This is a genomic window from Paraclostridium sp. MRS3W1 (genome assembly GCF_032465715.1).
GTDB lineage: Bacteria > Bacillota > Clostridia > Peptostreptococcales > Peptostreptococcaceae > Paraclostridium > Paraclostridium dentum.
The window spans coordinates 1-17,681 of sequence record NZ_JAWDJM010000047.1 but is presented as its reverse complement, the minus strand read 5'-3'; the positions used below and the strand labels follow the sequence as shown (position 1 = coordinate 17,681).

The window sequence follows — 17,681 nt, the reverse complement described above, 5'->3', positions numbered from 1 at the left end:
TCCTTAGATAACATCTTTATAAAACTCTCATTTTTTAAGTCTTCACTTATAATCTTTTGTATAAGCTCTTTCTTATCTTCTTGTAGTTTTATTATGTTTTCCTCAATACTTCCTTTAGAAATAAGTTTTATAACTTCAACAACATTTTTTTGACCGTATCTATGAGCTCTATCTGTTGCCTGACTCTCTATAGCTGGATTCCACCAAGGATCAAAATGTATAACTACATCTGCAGACGTAAGATTCAATCCTGTTCCTCCTGCTTTTAATGATATTAAGAATACTCTTACATCTTCACTCTTATTAAATTCATCAACTAATTCAACACGTTGTTTCGGATTAGTTTGACCATCTAAATAAAAATAATTTATATTTTCATTTTCAAGCTCTTTTCCTATATTCTTTAATACAGATGTAAATTGAGAAAAAATTAATATTTTGTGATTATTTTCAATATTCTCACTAACTATTTCATTTAAAACATTAATTTTACCACTTTCCCCATTGTAATTATCTATTTTTATAGATGGATCTAAGCAAAGTTGTCTTAGTGTTGTTAGGTATGATAAGATAGTTATCTTATCTTTATTAAAATCTGCATCTTTCATTTTCTCTTTTATATCATCTACATATGTTTTATATACTTTCTTTTGATCTTCTGTCATCTCAACAAAGAAATTAGTTTCAATTTTATCAGGAAGTTGAGATAAAACTTCCTTCTTTAGTCTTCTTAACATAAATGGCTGTATTTGCTTTTTAAGCTCTACTATATTATCAGTAGTTTTTAAAAACTTCTCTTGGAATTTATTTTTAGAATATAAATATCCAGGCATAATAAAATCAAATATAGACCACAATTCTAATAAATTATTTTCAATCGGAGTTCCTGTAAGCGCAAATCTAACAGAAGCTTTTACTTGTTTTACAGCTTCAGAATTTTGAGAATATGGATTTTTTATATTCTGAGCTTCATCTATTATACAGTAATCAAACTCTATATTTTCTAATTCACTAAAATCATTCTTTAAAATAGTGTACGTTGTCAATATAACATCATTTTCATCTATATTCTTCAACATTTCTTTACGCTCTGATTTGCTACCATGTAAAACCAATATATTTAAATTTGGTGCAAAAGTTTCAAATTCATTTTTCCAGTTATATATAAGTGATGTAGGTGCAACTACAATGCTTTTTTTATTTTTTTGTGAAAGTAAAAAAGCTATAGTCTGTATAGTTTTACCTAATCCCATTTCATCTGCTAGTATTCCTCCAAATTGTAAATGACTTAAAGTTTTAAACCATTTAAATCCTTGAATTTGATATTCTCTAAGACTTGCATTTAACTCTTTAGGCACTAAAACGTCCATATTATTTATAGTTTCAAAACTGGTTGATATCTCATCTATTTTATCCATTCCACTGATAAAAGAAATTTCATTTTCATCTATTAGATTTTTCAAGTATATAGAACTTGCACTTCCTAAGCTATATGAAACCTCATTACTATCTTCATCTATTAATTCATCACTATCTGTGGAAATGTGCCTATCCTTTATATCATCCACTAATTCAAGAAATTTAACCATTTGATCTTCTTCAAGATTTATATAGCTTCCATTTCCTAACTTATAATATTTACGTTTATTTCTTAATGCTTCTAGTATATTTTCTATTTCATGTTTTTCTATATCATCTATATTAAATGTAAATTCTAAGTAATTTTGTTTATTTAAGTTAAAGTTAGCTTTTATATCACTACCTTTATACACTTTTACTTTTTTCAATTTATCTGAATAATAAATTTCACCAATATTATTTAAATCAAAAATCTTTTCTTTAAAAAATTCGTATAATTCATCTGGTGATAACTTACACAATAATTTATCTCCAGATCTTTCAAATCCATAAGAACATACAGTATCCTCTATTTCATTTTCTTTTTTAAAGTTTCTAATAACATATCCGTTTTTCTTATTTTCAGTTTCATCAGTATATACATAATCTATAAAACAAGAAATATTATTTTTCATTTTATCGAAGTAAAATTTAACATCTAAATTATTACGTATTTGACTTTCTAAACTTTCATCAAAAGATATATTCTTAGAAGCTCTTTTTAGTACAGGAAGTACTCCATTGAATAGGCTATCTGCAACATCTTTCTTAAATGTTATACTACCATTTTTAGTAAATAAATTATGAAATGGAACATAATTATAACATTGCTTGTCTGATATAAGATATATTTCACTGTCTAACAATACGACATCACCTTTAGCATTTAAAAGTGATATATCTTTACTATTAGAGCTTAGTACAAGCTTATTACCATCTTCATTTATATGAAAAGATATATCTATGTCATTATTTTTTATATATGTTTTATATACTTTATCATCATAATTAAATATTATTTCTTTATTTCTTATATTTCTCAAAAAGTTTTTTAATCCACTTTCCAATATATTTAAGTATTTTCCATCTATAAGACTTATATCTACTTTAGAATCTTTGTATAAAGTTTGATCTATATTTATATATTCTTCTACAAAGTTTATAATAGACTCATCCTCTATAGAAAAATAATCAGAAACAGGATTATACTCAAAGTCTTTACCATATTTTATAGATATACGTTCTCTTCTAGAGTATATAAATTCAGGAATGCTTTTTAATACATACATCTTATCTATTCCTATTTTGAAACTTACTTGGTAGTAATTTCCTATGTTAGAATTTTGCTTTGTTAAAGTCATTTCCAAATTTACTTTTCTATTTTGTGATAATTTTTCATTTGCTATTTTTATAATTTGAGTTGATGGATCTAGTTCTTCTTCTTTTTTCTTTCTATCTATTTTTTGTTGTTTTATTTTTCTTTGTAACATATCTATATAAACAAGAAAAGCAGCTATATTGTGTTTGCATATAAAATTCTTATTTTCATTTTCATTATTTACAAAGTCTATACAATTACATCTTGCACTTATAATTTCTTTTTTCTTCAAATCTATTTCAAGTGTCGTATAATGTATTTCATTTGAGAAATCTGCACCTATTATTCCATCAATTGTTAAAACTCCATTTTTTGTTTGAGGTGTAACTTGATCTACAATTCCTTTTTTATAATAAGTATATCCCCTCGCCCACATCGATTTTTGTGTACTTTCTCTTACCATGTCTATTAATTCTTTAAGTTGCAATTTTCTCACCTCTCATTTTTTGAACATCTTTTTATTATATCATATTTAAAATTATAATTTGATAAAATTAAATTTTTAATTTAAATTTTATCAAATTAATTTCATTAAAATAAAAAAATAGTACTATGCTAAAAGTAACTTTAGCATAGTACTATTTTTTATATGTTAAAAATTTCATCATTTTTAATTTCTATAAAATCTATTATCCGATTAAAAACTTCTTCTTTTTTAGGGCCTAAGGTTAGACTATGGGTTGCATCATCAATCCAGTATAATTTTTTATAGTTACTATGTATACCATTATATAATGCATATGCACCCTCTTTCTTAACTTGAGAATCGTTTTTGTCTTGAAGAATCAATGTATCTGAATCTATATTTCTTAAGCAACTACTCGCTGCTCTTGATGCAAGATGCAATTGATGAACTGCATGTAATGGAAAAACATTATAATGCAATCTATATTTATCACAATCATCAGGTCTTTTTGAATTAGATGTATCCCAACCAGTATATTTTTTAAAATATTTTAATACCCCTGTATATTTGACTAATCTATTATTAGGCTTAATAGCACATGCTAATAATATTAATTTATCAATATGATAATTAGATGCTAAAATAAGTGCTAAAAGTCCTCCCATAGAATGTCCAATTACAATTACTTTTTCACATTCAAATAACAATTCTTCATATGCACTTTCAACATCATTGTACCAATCTATATAAGATACTTTTAGTAATTCATCATGAGTTGTGCCATGACCACTTAAAAGAATAGAATTTACTGTATAACCTCTATCGTTTAAAACTTTAGCTAAAGGATACATTTCTGCTGGTGTGCTTGTAAACCCATGTATTAATAAACACCCTATATTATTACCATTAAATTTATACGATTTTTTTAAATCCAATGTACCACTTCTCCCTTATAACAACAACTTTAATATCGATTTCCTACTTTACTAAAATTATACCATTTATTGGTATATCTTACAATTTTAATATAACTAAAAAAAGACTATATCATTTCGATATAATCTTTTTATTACTATTTAATATATCTTTTTAAAACTTTAGATATAGGAATTCCAATTACCATTCCAACAACTATCTGAGTTATATTTCCTGGTATAGACCCTATCGGTTGAATGTAATTCCCATATAATATGTATTCTGTTATATAGTATCCTATTACCATCCACACTCCAGAAATGCTTATTGCTATTATATTTGTTATTACGCTATTACCTTGCTTGTTTTTAGACCATGCTATACTCCCAATTATATATCCCATTACTCCTCGTATAATAAATGTAAATGGTGCCCATATAGCCCATTCTGACAATAAGTCAAATAAAGCCATTCCAAATGCTCCTGCACATGCCCCCTTTTTATTTCCAAATACTATTGCTGATATAAATAGCATAGTATTACCTAAATGTACTAATCCTCCATTTGATGCTATAGGAAGCCTTATGTTAATAAACCTAGTTGCTATAAATACTAAAGCTATAAGTAAAGATGTTTCAACTATATCTTTTGTTGTGAATTTTTGTTTATTTTTAGTAGTTACAGATTGCATCCAAATTCTCCTTTTATTCATAGTATTTATTAAATAAATTTACCAAACATCCGTTTCCTTTAAATCCTAAATCGGCTAAGCTTTTATCTAAAATATTTAATATATATATTATATTTTCTAGCCTTGCATTTTCACCCATATGCCCCAATCTCAATAAAGAATTTTTATATTTCCCTAATGAAGTTCCTATGACTACGTTATATGTATTTAAAATATAATTCACCAGATTTAGTGCCCCTATTTCTTTTGGTATTTCTATAGCTGTTACAGTGTTAGAAAATCCTGACTCAAGAAACAATTTTAACCCGTATTCTGATAATGCTCTTCGAGTTGCTTTAGATATTTTTTCATGCCTAGTTATAACATTTTCAAGCTCATCTTCAATTATATTATCCACAGCTTTTCTTAAACTTAATATATCACTTATAGGCATTGTATATGGAAAATATTTATTTTCATAATAATTATCCCATATACTTAAGTTACAATAAAATCCAATTATATTTGTTTTTCTATTTTTTATAGATTTTTTAGCTTCTTCACTCAAACTTACTATCGTTAACCCTGGTTGAGCAGACAAAGCTTTTTGTGATCCACCAAGAATAATATCTATTTCCCATTCATCAACTAAAAGCTTTTCTCCAAACATCGCTGCTACGGAATCTACAACTGTAAGTATATTATGTTTTTTAAGAAGTGGACATATTGTGCTCAAATCATTCAAAACACCGGTTGGAGTATCACAATGTACTATTGTTGCAAATTTAAAATCATTATCGTATTCTAAAAATTTTTCAAGTTCATCTGTATTTATACTGTTTCTATGATCTTGTCTAAAAAGAACCGCCTCTCCACCGTACATACTAACGAAATCTTTAAACCCATTACCAAATATCCCATTATCTATAACTAGTACTCTATCTCCTTTTTCAATTAAAGAAGCGCATGCTGCTTCAAGTCCAAGTATTCCTTCTCCACATAATAAGTACACATCATTTTTTGTTTTTATAATATTAGCTATAGTGTCGCAAGTCTCTTTATAAAATTCAACAAATTCTAAATCAATATCTGGATTTGTAGTTTTTTTAGATCTAGCTTGTCTTACATTTTCTCTTATGTTAGTAGGCCCTGGTGTATATACTATTTTATTATTCATAATCAAAACATCCCCCTTTTGATTTAAGTCTATGTTTTGATTGTATATTATAAAAGATAATAAGGATACAATTTTTGTAAAATTTTAAAGTTTTCGCCATTTGTACCCATACAATTTTAACCCTAAAAAAAATAGATGCATAATGCATCTATTTTTTTTTAGGGTTAATGTTTTTGTTTTTAGGGTTGTATTATTACTTATTTGGGAGGTATATCCTATATTTAAATAATAATGCACTTTTATGAATTTAATATGAACTTAATATGAATAATTCTAAAATTTATCTAATTGCCAGGTCTAACAGATTTATAAATATTGAATTTACTACTTTCGGTTATTTCTTTTGAATCTGCAACTAAGTATTTGTCTGTATCCCTAACTCTTACAATATTTCCATCTATCGTTTTTAAGACTTTAGAAAGATCCCCTGTATTTTCTCCTCTAAATAATGAAGCTTCTTCCATTTTTTTCGTATCAGCTATTAATAAGCCTCCTTCTCCTATCCTTACATAATATCCTTTTTGGGTTTGTATAATAGTATTACCATCTAAAAATTGTAAAATATTAAATTCCTCATTAGCAGTTTGATTGAACTCAGTTGCCGATAAGTATGATCCACCACCATCTATTGCGGTAACAAACCTTTCTTCTGATACAGAAATCATTACTATATCAGTGTACTCTATTTTAGTTACTTCTTTGATTTTAAAAGACGTTCTTTCGTTTTGAATTAAATCGTTAGCTACTAAATATCCATTAGTTTCTACTTTTACATAGTATCCACCATCTGATTTTAATGCTACTTCTTTATCATTTATAGGCATTAAAGTAAATATTGTTGCATTTTCCTTTTCTTGAACCGATGCAAATAAAAAATCATTTGTAGAATCTATTTTAATATAGTAACCTTCTTGAGTTTGAATTAAAACATTACCATTATCTATATCTTGTAAAATAAACCTATCTGATAATTGGCTATCTTCCTTATTAGCTATCAACCTATCATCTTCTCCATTTACAGATACATAATTTTCATTAAAAGTTGACTTTATAGTTACTAATTTATTTCTCTTGTCATTTAAATCCCTTTTTGCTTTTTCATAAGTAGTTTTACTTATAAATCCCTTTTTATATAAATACTTAAAATACATCAAGTGTATATTATTGTCATTCACACTAAAACCCCCTACATATTTTTTATAATAAGTTCTATTTCTAATATATGAAATGAATATATTTTTGTTTCTATTTGTATTTTATAATTTCAAAACAAAATGACCTATAATTTAAAATTATAAGTCATTTTATTTTATCAATTGTTTTTCCTAGATAACTTATATAAATTGTAAAAATTAATAAGCACAATAAGAAAATTTGATATAGCCACTGGATATGCATTTACACTTACACCATATATGACAAATAAAATACATCCTATAGAGTTTATAACTCTAAGTTGCACTATAGATGTCATCATTAGTGAAATTACTATAAATACAGAAGCTAAATACCCTACATATTCAATTGGTGCAACACTAAACATAAAACTACTCCTTTTTATATAATTATGATTAGTGTTACTTTTTTTATTTTATTGTATGCATATATATTTAAGGTTTAAATATTGTTCAATTTCTTTTAAAGGAATATTAAATTTAGGAATTGAAACATAATATGGAGCTATCTCATAAATTTCAAAATATACTACTAAGTTATCATCAGTCATATAAAATTCTTGATTATCTTTTATACCTTTAAATCCTTCATTTCCTTCAAAAAATAGTTCTTTGTTTTTTTCAATATAACTTTGTATATAAGCATTGATAATTTTTTTATAATCTACACCTTTCTTAAATAAATCATTTAATAAAACTTTCTCACCTGTATCTAAATCATAATTGTAAGATTCCAAGTAAGTCATACCATGTGCTCCGCCAGTAAACTCGTAAAACTCAACAGGTATGCTTATCAAATTATTTTTATCATAAGTTACATCAAAGTTTGAATAGCCTTCATATTTAAATTTAACATCTCCTTTTTCATAAATTTCCTTATAGTTCAGTGATTCTTTTTCTAAATTATTTTTAAATTTAATTATATCATTATAAATTATTGTATTTATACTTTGGATTATTTCCTTATTGTAATCATTGTGATAAATATATTTAGGATAAATTAAAATCTTAGGATAAGTAATTTCATATTTTAAAAACTCTGTTTCTTTTTTTAGTAGGTATTCCCCTACACAAGAATTATTAATTTTACATTCAATGTTATTATCCATATAAACCCTCCCACATAATAGCTCCTATACTAGAGTATGTTGAATTTATAAATTTGTTTAAAATAAAATTAATCACAAAAAAAGAGCGTTTTACGCTCTTTGCATTATAGGTATTTGAATACTAAATTCAGTTTCCATATCATCACTATAGACCTCAATATTACATTTGTGAGATTCTAATAATTTTTTAATTGAGTACAATCCAAATCCTCTATTTTTACCTTTTGATGAGTATCCAAGTTCAAATATTTTTTTCACATCTTTGATCTTACTTCCATTGTTTTTTATAGAAATATTATGATAATCTACATCACTATATATATCAACATGGATATATTTATATTCCTTATCGTATTTCTTTAATTCATCTATAGCATTATCTATTATATTTAAAATCACTGAACTAAGTTCTGAATCTGATAGTTCAATATCTTCTAATATACTATCTATACAAGCAGTTAATTGTATATCATATCTTAAAGCTCTTCTCTTTTTAGTATTTAAAATTGCATCCATATATGAACTTCCTGTACAAAAACAACTTAATCCACTACTTGCATCTTCCGATAATCCAAGTATGTATTTTCTAGCATCTTCATTTTTTCCACTTGATACTTGCATTAATATAACCTGTAAGTGATTCATATAATCATGCCTTTGCATTCTTAATGCATCAACAGTATCTTCCATTTGTTTTAAGTTATTTTGCATAAGATTTTGTTGGATTTCATTTAAAGCTTTTCTTTTATTATAATTTATGAGTACTAATAACATTCCTGAAAGAATTAAAACAAATCCTGACATTAAAAACAACATTAAAAATTGTGAAATCTCATACTCCAAATTTTTATTTTCATACACAATAAATACAACGATTCCAACAACTGTAATTATACAAGTACTTATATAAAATATTAGTCCTTCTATTTTTTTACTTTTATACGCTTTGCTAGTTCTATCAATTTCCTTGATAAATTTTTGATACTTAAACATATTTATAAGCATAAACATAATAGATATAGGTATATAATATATTAAAATTTTTAAAATCTGCTTATTTAAAACATAGTCTAAATTAACCCCTATAATGTTTATAAATGTTACAGATATTATCTCTAAGCAAAACAATGTTGATGCGGTGATTATAGTAGCTACTACACACCTTATAAATTTTACTTTTGAAAAAATCTGCATAATTATAATTATTATTCCAAACAAAATAATTGTACTTATACCATTTGGCAAATTATTTTTTATAAAATAGCATAAAATACAATATATAAATGTCATATAAAATATTTGTATTTTTTTCATCTTTTTTTCTAATATTAAACTTAAGGATGTAAAAAATACAAATCCCTCCGGTATCCCCATGAAAATCAAATCGACAATATCTATTTTCTCCACCCCCTTTAGTTTAAATATTAACATAATTTTTCAAACTCTTCCATATTTAAACTAAACATTATATATTTATTTATATTTTGTAATTTTATATTAAAAATAAAAAAAGAAAGTGTTAACACTTTCTAAAAATTAAAGATATAATTATTAAAACTCCTATAGTCCCTGATATAGGGTACATAAAACTTACAAGATATGAAAAAGGAAGCATACCTCCCATTATCCCTAGTATAGTACAAAGTACGGCCATTATATTAAAACCTTTTGATTTTTCTAAATAACAACTGCTACATACATTCCAAAGAAGTGGAGCTGCTGTCGTATATATACCAGCTATAAGTATTACAGAAAAAACACTTCCAACTAGTGGCGATATCTGTTTTGCCATATATAAAGTTGGAATTTCTTGATTATATGTATTTTGAATATCTGATAAAAGAGCTATATTTATAAACATAGCAGATAATATAAGTATTAACCCACCTATAATACCTGCATATTTACAGTTCTTTATATTATGTACAGTTTTTCCTGCTCCTACTAGAAATGGTGTTGCAAAGATTATATTAAGTCCACTATATACAAAAGCTGCTATAGGCCAACTATCAATAGCTTTTGTCATTTCTAAGTTATTCACTATATAATCTATGTTATATAAATTTTCATAGTTTATATTTATAGTTTTTAAGCTTACAGCTATTGCAACTATTGCAATTATTGGACCTATACTCCCTAATATATCTATTACTTTGTTCATACCTAATATAACAGATATCATAGTTATAATTGCAAGTAATAATCCGCCTAGATTTTTGTCTATTCCATAGTATTGATTCATAGCAGCTCCTGCTCCTGCAACCATAACTATAAAGCTGCAAAGTGAAAATACTGGTATTATTATTTTAAATACACGGCCTAATTTCTCGCCAAACAAATATAAAAATATATCATTACTATATTTTAATTTTTTTGATTTTCCTATTATAAATAACTTTGATCCACAATACATCATGATAATCATGCATACAATTCCTGATAATATGCTCTTACTCCCTTGAGATGAAAAAAACTGTAGAATTTCTTGACCTGTAGCAAAACCGGACCCTATACATACCGATAAAAATGCCCCAGATAACAAAACTATCTCTTTTATGTTTTTAGTAATTTTAACCCCCTCCTATATATTAGAACTATAGTACTAATATATAGGAGGGGGGCTATTTATATTACTTAATTTATTTAATTAATTCAAATTACAAAATCATACCCATACAAACTATATTAAAGAATTCTCCATCTATATAAGTTTCATTTTTTAATATACCTTCTACTTCAAATCCACATTTTTTATACAGAGCTATAGCTCTTGGATTATCTTCTCTTACTGAAAGTGATATCTTTGTAGTTATTTTATTATCTCTACACCAGTCTATTAAACAATCCATCATTATTTTTCCAAGTCCTAAATCACAATATTTTTCAGTAATTACTATACCTAGTATCCCTACATGCTTACCTTTTTTCTTTTGATTTGATGATATCGTTCCTATTCCTATTATTTTATCATCGACTAAAGCAAGTATCATAAAGTTATTATCAGATGAATTAGTTGATTCAATCATAGCTTCTTGCTGTTCTAAACTTACATTGTATTCATCTCCTCCAAATGATAAATATGTAGTTTCAGCTCCTACAGTATTATAAAATTTTATAATACTTTGTGCATCTTCAATTGTGGATTCTCTTAAAGTTACCGATTGATTATTTTTCATAATTGCTATACTCATAATTTATTGCCCCCTTAGGTTTGTATATATTTATATTATTATTAATTTTTTTATTTTTCAATACGTTTATGTATTATAATAATAAAAAACCAGAAGCTAAATATAACTTCTGGTTTTTTATTATTATAATACATTTATAGTTGTTATTGGCTTTCTTAACATATAATGTTCTTCAACCGGTATGTCTAATTTCATTTTTACTATTTGTTTTGCATGTGGAGCAGATTCAATCGGCTCATTTTCTTCATTGTACATTTCTAAAATTTTGCCATACATAGTTTCTTTATATGGTCCTATTATTTCTATTTCATCTCCTACAAACATTCTATTTCTTTGTTCAACTATAACTAGTCCACTTTCTTCTTCATGTCCTCTAACTACACCTATAAAATCATAGTTTCTTACATACGATGCAGATTCATAGTTTTGATCTCTAGTAGATGTTTTCCCTAAATAGAATCCTTCACTAAAATGTCTATGGCTTCCTTTTTTAAGTTCTTCTAACCACATCGGATTAAACTTCCAATTTTCAGGATTTTTTATATACTCATCTATAGCCATTCTATAAGCCCTAACAGTAGTTGCTACATAATATGCAGTCTTCATTCTTCCCTCTATTTTAAAACTATTTATTCCACTTTCTATAATTTGTGGAATATAGTTTATCATACACATATCTTTTGTATTAAAGAAAAATTCTGCATCTACGTCATCTAAAACTTTTTCATAGTCTCCATTTTCTTGTTCCTCAACCAATGTGTACTTCCATCTACAAGATTGTGCACAAGCTCCTCTATTAGCATCTCTACCTGTTGTATAGTTACTTATTACACATTTTCCTGAATAAGACATGCACATAGCGCCATGTATAAATGCTTCTATATCCATACCTTCTGGAGAGTTGTCTCTTATCTCTTTTATTTCTTCAAAAGATAACTCTCTTGCCATAACAACCCTTTTTGCTCCTTGATTATACCAAAATGTAGCTGATGCAGCATTAGTTGTACTAGCTTGAGTACTTATATGTATTTCCATATTTGGCACAACTTTTTTTACTACGCTAAATACTCCTGGATCACTTACTATAACTGCATCTACACCTATTTCTTCAAGTTCTTTTAAGTAAGCTTCTAACTGTTCAAACTCTTCATTCCTAGGTATTATATTTACAGTAACAAATACTTGCTTGCCTCTTTCATGCGCAAATTTAACACCTTCTGCCATATCTTCTTTATTGAAGTTCTTAGCAGCAGATCTCATTCCAAATATTTCACCACCTATATAAACGGCATCCGCTCCATATATAAATGCTGTTTTTAATCTTTCTAAATCACCTGCTGGTGCTAATAATTCTATTCTTTGCATAGCGTCTCCTTTATAAGATATTATTATCTAAAACACCCTCTTTAAAATTAGTTGATTTATACTTATTTTTAAAGAGGGCTATATAGTATTTTTTATTATATTTTTAAATATTTAATTTATACCCATAAAATAGTTTCGATAATCTATTTTTTTAAAAATCATACTGAAACTATTTCATTATACCAAAGTGTCTAAATAAAATCTAGTTTGGATTTACTTTTTAAGTAATTATATATTGTACTAGCCATGTCTAAATCTTCTTTTTCTATACAATTTTTATTTTTTTCAATATAAGAATTTTCTTCAAAATATTTGTAGAAATGCTCTTTTAAACTTTTGTCATTAAAATCTTTTTTTACTACTTTTGAGTACATTATATCTTTTCCTTTAATTATATACACTTTTTTTCTAGTACAATCAATATCTATAGATGTTATTATTACCTTTTCTGATTTCATATAATTTATAACTTCACTTCTACTTAAAATAAGTTCTATACAATCTAAGTTTTCTTTGTACTTTGACGCTCTTTCAAAATCCAACTTATTCACTGATTCTATTATTTTTTTATTTAAATCATTTATTAGGTCTAAATTTACGCCATTAAGCGTATCTATCAATTTATTTATAGAATAACTATACTCTTTATTGTTTTTAATTTTACATGGTGCCATGCAAAATCCTAAATCACTATTTATACACCCTTTTAATTTATTACTACCTTTACATGTTCTTAATTTAAAGTGTTTGCTCAAAACTTCTACTATGTTTTCTAGTTTTTGAATTGATGTATATGGTCCAAAATATAATCCATCACAATTATTCTCTGGAACACATTCCACACATGGGTAATCTTCGTTGATGCTTATTTTTAAATACGTATATTTTTTATCGTTTTTTAAAAGGGTATTGTACATAGGTTGTAGTTTTTTTATAAGCTTACATTCTAATACCAATGCATCTAGTTCCGTATCAGTTTCTATTATTTCTATGTCATCTATAAATTTAATCATTCTTGTAATTTTTTTTGATGGATTATATGATGGTAAAAAGTATTGAGATACCCTATTTTTTAAAGCTTTTGATTTTCCTACATACATTATATTTTTATCTTTATCTTTCATAAAATATACGCCTGGTGTTTCAGGTAAAGATTGTACTTTATCTTTTAACTTCATATAAATCTCCTTTAATATTTGTAATACTTCGGTATATATTAAATAGTAAGCAGCAGCAGACCAACTAAAGTTAGTAGCATGCAATCCCTCTCCTGTTTCTGGATTGTAGTTTTCTCTTATTGGATCCGACCCAGTTAATCCTTTTGCATTGTTAAATAGTTTATATGCAATTAACTTAGCATCTTCATAATATCCATAATTTCTAAGACCTTCTATTAAAAATAAAGCTTGGTCTAACCATACAGGTCCTCTCCAGTATCTATTAGGATCATACTTTGGGTTATCTTTGCTAGCCGTAGGAATTGGCATAAATGTATTAAATTTATTTTCATCCATTACATTATTTCTAACTGCTTTAGCTTGTTCTTTGGTTGATATATTTGCCCATAAAGGTATAAATCCTTCTGTTCCTTTGCCTCTATTCACTAATAGTTTATATTTATCCTGGTTAATTTGCAAATCATAATAATATCCAGTTTTAATGTCATACATATTCTTATTTGTGTATTTCTTTACATAGTTCGCTTCTTCTTCATATTTCTCACTATCCTTAATGTAATTTAATTTCTGTGCAATTTTAGATAAAAGCACCTTTTCTTTATATAAAAAGGAATTTAAGTCGACAGACTCTTGATTAAGAGAATACCCAGTTATGATATCATTTGTGATATTTTTATAAACTTTTATATCCAAGTTATCATTATCAAATCTAACTGCATTATCCATCCCACTTTCCCAAGCAGCTGACATTATTATATCTTCATCTAAAATATTGCATTTATCTACCATAGCCCCATATTCAGCTATTCCATTTTTATTAAAATCTCTATTTTTATACCACCAATTATGATAATCTACTAATTTAGGATACATTTCTTTTAGAAAGTCTAAATCTTCAGATTCCTCATATATCTTATAAACGGCCCATGTTGCTAAAGGTGGTTTTGAGTTTCGCTCATTCCAATTTACACCTAATCCATTTCTTTCTTTAGACATATTAAAAAATATACAATCAATAATAGCTCCTTTATCTTGACTTCTTAATCGGTCATTATCTTTAATCTGATAATCGAATATAGCTCTTATATTTTCTTTTGCTATATCAATATCAAACTTACTTAAAGCTACAACTTGTTTAAAAGAGTCCCAAGCCCACAATCCATTAAAGTAGTGATATGAAGTAGATGGAAATATTCCTCCATGCTTTAACGCCCCTGCGCTACTTTTGTAATTTGTTATTAATGTGTTTATACATTTTACAGCAACTTTTTTATATATTTTATCAATATTTATTTTGCTTTCGATAGAATTTAGATAAGTATTCCACATTTTAGAATTTTCATCAAAATATATTTTGGGATTTAATAAAGCTTTATCAACGATTTTCAATTCTTTTATATACTCTACTTTTGTAAAACTATATGAATGAGTATAATATACATCTATTTTTTCATAAGGTTTAAGCTTAAAACATTTGTTTAAATATGATATATAATTATTATTATATATTTTAGTATTTGTTTCTGTAGAGGTTTTCATTTCAAATATAGTTTCATCATTAGAAATATAAGATGTTGGATCATATAAATTATTAAATTTAATTCTATCACCATAATTACTTTTTTCTAAACTTTGATTACAATCTCTTATTCTCTTATCTACTACATTTATATACTTATTAAATAGTTCTCCTTCAAATCCTATTTTTAGATTTTTTATATCTTTTTCTTTATTTTTTATATTTATCCTAATTAAAGAACTTCTACTCGATATAAATACTAATTCTAATTCTATTGTGATTTCTTTTAAATCATACTTTTGATATAATTTTCCTGGATAATACTTTAACTCTACTTTATTAGATAGAGATAAATCATATACTTTTCCTTTTTTTAAATCTTCTATGATTATTTTACTTATATTTTTAGAAAGGTTTATTGGGTATTCTTGTGCTATTATTAATGGACCTGGAAATCCCCCATATAAGTCTTTGTTATCCGGCAAATAATATCCATGCCATGCTCCCCTGTCTGAAAATATATTATATTTATTATTTAAATTTTCATCATATACTTCTATTGTTGGGTTTGCAAATATATTTATTGAGTTATTATAATCCATAGATACCTCCTTTTATTTATTTGTATATAAATACTGATTTTTTCTAGTATTTCCTTTATTTATTTTTTCTTATTCCTACTAGGTAATAATATTCAAGTCAAATTCAACAACTACATTTTTTACTAATTAAGTGTTATCATTAAATTATAAAAAATATCGGAGGTGTATTCATGAAAAATTTCGTTGATTGTTCATTTATAGTTAATTTCAAAGACCCTACTTCTTTATTTTTAATAGATTGTAGATTCGATTTATTCGATGAGTTTGCAGGGTATATTGCCTACAAAGAATCCCATATTCCAAATGCTCTTTTTCTTGATATAAATAAAGATATTTGTGGGTCTCCTCAAATTCATGGTGGAGCTAGACCTCTTCCAGACAACAATATTTTACAAAGCAAATTATCTTCATTTGGAATTAATCAAAACTCTACAATAGTAGTTTACGACGAAAAATTATATAGTTCTCCACGCGCTTTTATTCAGTTAAAATCTATGGGATATACAAATGTATATATACTAAATGGAGGTTTCAAAGCATGGAAAGATAATAATCTTCCTATTACAAATGAAATCCCTTCATTATTACAGCCCAAAACTTTTAACTTATCACCCGATACAAGTATGATATGTGATATAAATTATGTACGAGAATCAATTAAAAATACTAACATAGTTTTAGTAGATTGCAGGGATAATAGTAGATATACTGGAGAAATAGAACCACTTTATAAGAAGCCTGGTCATATACCTAGCGCAATTAATATACCTTGGCATAATAATATAGATGACAATGGTTTTATTAAAGATTTAAATTTCATTGATAAAAATTTTTCTATTTTAAAAAACAAGGAAGTTATAACTTATTGCGGATCCTGCATAGAAGCCTGTATAAATTATACTTTGCTAGATGAACTATCTTATAATGCTAAAACTTATATAGGAAGTATGAGTGATTGGGTTAGCTATGATGAAAATGATGTTGAATCACTATTTTAGTATTTGATTTTGAAATATTTTTTTAATATGTTAAAATATCATAGTAAATTATAACAACAAAGGAGAAAGTCATGAAAAAAGAATTTTTAACTAGCGAGAAAGTATTTTTACAAGAAAGCAAATTTGCTGATGTACTAATATCAAGTAATGGATATGTAGATTTCCATGAAAAATTATCTAAAAGCGATTTAGATTACAGTGATGATAAAATTTTTGAAATAATGCCTAGTGGTTTTATAGATTTCAATCAGCATTTATATGAGGATATAAATCATATGAATTCAATTAGTTGTGGTTTATATTTAGAAAGATCTTTAGTTACTTTTAGAATTTTCTTATGGGGTGCTAAAGGTGAAGGCTTCGAAATCTTCAAACATGTTTTACGTGGTGATGAAATCGAATCTTTAAAGTCTATAGATGATATGAAAGTATATGTATACAAACATTTAGATGAATTAGAAGAAGGGATTTTAAAAACATACAGTATGTCTGCTATGCATTCTTTTGAACAACTTGGAATGGGAATAGAGAGCAAAAAACTTCCTTTACATAGCATACTTCAGTTTATCACTATAGATAATAATATATCTGATTTCAGAT

General features: G+C 26.1%; 14 protein-coding genes. 2 read left to right on the top strand and 12 right to left on the bottom strand.

The window, feature by feature from the left end; genetic code table 11:
• The 12 genes from RWY47_RS03840 to RWY47_RS03785 form a co-directional block, all read right to left on the bottom strand.
• Positions 1-3,203 (bottom strand): SNF2-related protein (locus RWY47_RS03840; protein ID WP_316030245.1); only part of this gene is annotated, 3,203 nt, incomplete at its 3' end.
• 158 nt (positions 3,204-3,361) lie between these two features.
• Positions 3,362-4,117: an alpha/beta hydrolase gene (locus RWY47_RS03835; protein WP_025163158.1), complete on the bottom strand. Its 756-nt coding sequence runs from the start codon at positions 4,115-4,117 to the stop codon at positions 3,362-3,364.
• 137 nt (positions 4,118-4,254) lie between these two features.
• Positions 4,255-4,788, bottom strand: a complete 534-nt coding sequence (locus tag RWY47_RS03830) for an ECF transporter S component (RefSeq protein ID WP_021430589.1) — start codon at positions 4,786-4,788, stop codon at positions 4,255-4,257.
• Positions 4,789-4,801: 13 nt separating this feature from the next.
• The gene (locus RWY47_RS03825; protein ID WP_025163159.1) at positions 4,802-5,944 is read right to left on the bottom strand and encodes a pyridoxal-phosphate-dependent aminotransferase family protein; all 1,143 of its coding nucleotides are present in this window, start codon (positions 5,942-5,944) and stop codon (positions 4,802-4,804) included.
• Between the two features lie 284 nt (positions 5,945-6,228).
• A complete protein-coding gene (locus RWY47_RS03820; RefSeq protein ID WP_021430587.1) occupies positions 6,229-7,119 on the bottom strand; it encodes a fascin domain-containing protein in 891 nt (296 codons plus the stop codon).
• 137 nt (positions 7,120-7,256) lie between these two features.
• Positions 7,257-7,487, bottom strand: a complete 231-nt coding sequence (locus RWY47_RS03815; RefSeq protein ID WP_021430586.1) for a YgjV family protein — start codon at positions 7,485-7,487, stop codon at positions 7,257-7,259.
• A 48-nt stretch (positions 7,488-7,535) separates the two neighbouring features.
• Positions 7,536-8,228: a DUF3298 and DUF4163 domain-containing protein gene (locus RWY47_RS03810; RefSeq protein WP_142730072.1), complete on the bottom strand. Its 693-nt coding sequence runs from the start codon at positions 8,226-8,228 to the stop codon at positions 7,536-7,538.
• Positions 8,229-8,318: 90 nt separating this feature from the next.
• Positions 8,319-9,635, bottom strand: coding sequence for a sensor histidine kinase (locus RWY47_RS03805; RefSeq protein ID WP_316030244.1), 1,317 nt, complete (start codon positions 9,633-9,635; stop codon positions 8,319-8,321).
• A 112-nt stretch (positions 9,636-9,747) separates the two neighbouring features.
• Entirely contained in the window at positions 9,748-10,770 is a 1,023-nt protein-coding gene (locus RWY47_RS03800; RefSeq protein ID WP_021430662.1) for a YkvI family membrane protein, read from the bottom strand.
• A gap of 115 nt (positions 10,771-10,885) precedes the next feature.
• A complete protein-coding gene (locus RWY47_RS03795; protein ID WP_021430661.1) occupies positions 10,886-11,419 on the bottom strand; it encodes a GNAT family N-acetyltransferase in 534 nt (177 codons plus the stop codon).
• A 123-nt stretch (positions 11,420-11,542) separates the two neighbouring features.
• Complete coding sequence (locus RWY47_RS03790; RefSeq protein WP_150842711.1) at positions 11,543-12,784, bottom strand: peptidase U32 family protein; 1,242 nt, start codon at positions 12,782-12,784, stop codon at positions 11,543-11,545.
• 191 nt (positions 12,785-12,975) lie between these two features.
• Positions 12,976-16,083, bottom strand: coding sequence for an MGH1-like glycoside hydrolase domain-containing protein (locus RWY47_RS03785; protein ID WP_316030243.1), 3,108 nt, complete (start codon positions 16,081-16,083; stop codon positions 12,976-12,978).
• Positions 16,084-16,253: 170 nt separating this feature from the next.
• Between RWY47_RS03785 and RWY47_RS03780 the strand changes: the two genes are divergently transcribed.
• Together RWY47_RS03780 and RWY47_RS03775 are read left to right on the top strand one after the other, a co-directional pair.
• On the top strand, positions 16,254-17,081 hold the full coding sequence (locus RWY47_RS03780; RefSeq protein ID WP_021430656.1) for a sulfurtransferase: 828 nt from the start codon (positions 16,254-16,256) through the stop codon (positions 17,079-17,081).
• Positions 17,082-17,152: 71 nt separating this feature from the next.
• Positions 17,153-17,681: hypothetical protein (locus RWY47_RS03775; protein ID WP_035116390.1), on the top strand; the 529-nt coding region annotated here is incomplete at its 3' end.

Bases quoted from the DNA above. Each gene is read 5' to 3' on its own strand.
- RWY47_RS03830 (WP_021430589.1), bottom strand. From the start codon at position 4,788: ATGCAATCTGTAACTACTAAAAATAAACAAAAATTCACAACAAAAGAT.
- RWY47_RS03825 (WP_025163159.1), bottom strand. From the start codon at position 5,944: ATGAATAATAAAATAGTATATACACCAGGGCCTACTAACATAAGAGAA.
- RWY47_RS03815 (WP_021430586.1), bottom strand. From the start codon at position 7,487: ATGTTTAGTGTTGCACCAATTGAATATGTAGGGTATTTAGCTTCTGTA.
- RWY47_RS03810 (WP_142730072.1), bottom strand. From the start codon at position 8,228: ATGGATAATAACATTGAATGTAAAATTAATAATTCTTGTGTAGGGGAA.
- RWY47_RS03795 (WP_021430661.1), bottom strand. From the start codon at position 11,419: ATGAGTATAGCAATTATGAAAAATAATCAATCGGTAACTTTAAGAGAA.
- RWY47_RS03790 (WP_150842711.1), bottom strand. From the start codon at position 12,784: ATGCAAAGAATAGAATTATTAGCACCAGCAGGTGATTTAGAAAGATTA.
- RWY47_RS03785 (WP_316030243.1), bottom strand. From the start codon at position 16,083: ATGGATTATAATAACTCAATAAATATATTTGCAAACCCAACAATAGAA.
- RWY47_RS03780 (WP_021430656.1), top strand. From the start codon at position 16,254: ATGAAAAATTTCGTTGATTGTTCATTTATAGTTAATTTCAAAGACCCT.